At 36.1% G+C, this 1499-nt stretch carries 2 protein-coding genes; both read left to right on the top strand.

Annotated elements, in window-relative coordinates:
* Positions 1-234: 234 nt before the first annotated feature.
* Positions 235-948 carry an ORF6C domain-containing protein gene (locus ABWI07_RS44065; protein ID WP_312257862.1) on the top strand — a complete coding sequence of 238 codons (714 nt, stop codon included), beginning with the start codon at positions 235-237 and terminating at the stop codon, positions 946-948.
* Between the two features lie 12 nt (positions 949-960).
* Positions 961-1293, top strand: coding sequence for a DUF771 domain-containing protein (locus tag ABWI07_RS44060; RefSeq protein WP_063283367.1), 333 nt, complete (start codon positions 961-963; stop codon positions 1291-1293).
* Positions 1294-1499: the final 206 nt, after the last annotated feature.

Below are 1499 nucleotides of genomic sequence, written 5' to 3'. Positions count from 1 at the left end.
CCTTGGGCGAGACCCTCGCCGGCGGCGGCATGAAGGTCAGCGTCTACGGCGCGCAGTTCCTAAGAAACTTATCGAAAAAAAGAACTCGGAGAAAGTGATTGGTGGGGGGCAGAAATGTTCTTGATTGCTTCCAAGTTCAATAAACGAATTGATGATATTTTTTTAGACAAAAAGTCCACGAAAAGTGGCTTTGAAAAAGCTAGTTAGAAAACTGAAATAAGAAAGGATTCAAAAATGGATCAATTAATTACAATCACACAAAACGAAAACAACGACCAAGTAGTAAGCGGTCGTGAACTACATGAATTTTTAGAAGTAAAAACTCCTTATCATATTTGGTTTGAAAGAATGGCAGAATATGGATTTACTGAAAACGTTGATTTTATAGGTTTTGAACAAAAAAGTTCAAAACTAGGCGGTCGTCCAAGTGTTGACCATGCGTTAAAAATTGACATGGCAAAAGAAATTTCCATGATTCAGCGTAACGAAAAAGGGAAACAAGCCCGTCAATATTTCATTGAAGTTGAAAAAGAACTCAAACAACAGCTTTTACCGCAAACTCCTGAACAACAAATTGCATTACTCGCTCAAGGAAACGTGAACTTGAACAAAAAAGTAGAACAAATCGAAAATTCAGTTCTTGATTTGACTGACCGATTCGGGCTTCCATCAAATAAAGCTAAAGTTTTGCAAAAGAAAGTAGCAAGCAAAGTTTATATGTTTACTGGCGGTAAGTATTCAAATGCTCATAAGAAGTTAGGAGCTAAGGTATTCAGAGAGTTTTATAAAGATTTGAACAATCGCTTCGATGTTGTGAAATATAGCGATATTCCATTAAGTCGTTATGACGAAGCAACAGAATATCTTGACATGTGGCAACCATCTTTCAATACAACGCTTGAAATTCGTGGATTGAACTCACAAACCAGCTTTGATTTTGAAGAATAGAAAGGAAAACACATGGAACAAACACTTGAAGTACAAGCGACTATTTCAGTTTTAATTCCAGAAGATAAGATTCTTGTAGATAAAGTTGAATATCAAGAGCTTAAAGAAAAAGACTTTGACGGTTGGGTTGGTATGGATGTATTCATAAAAAAATCAAACCGCTCAAGAACTACTATCAAGAACTTGTTAAACCGTCCAGAGATGATAAAAAAGTTATCCATAGAAAATGGCGGTTGGGTATTTTATCCGGCTGATGCTGGTAAATGGTCATTTCATTATAAAGAGATGATGGAATTTATAAACAATGAATTTTATCAGAAATTTTCAGGAGGGAGTGGTCTATGACCTACACATACATAGTCAACCCAGAAACGGGCGAAATCCTGTTTGACCTATTTCACGACTTAATCACACAGAACATACGAGCAATCAAACTCATTGCAAAGAAATTAAATGCGGTGCTCCGCTAGAAAAGAGAACGAATCATGAAAACAAAAACATTATTTATAGATGAAGAAGTTCAAGGCGAAAGAATTGGAGATTTGAACACA

Origin of the sequence: Actinomadura sp. NPDC000600 (assembly GCF_040492135.1) — a bacterium.
Lineage (GTDB): Bacteria > Actinomycetota > Actinomycetes > Streptosporangiales > Streptosporangiaceae > Spirillospora.
The sequence above is the reverse complement of the archived record's forward strand: the minus strand, read 5'-3'. Positions and strand labels throughout refer to the sequence as shown.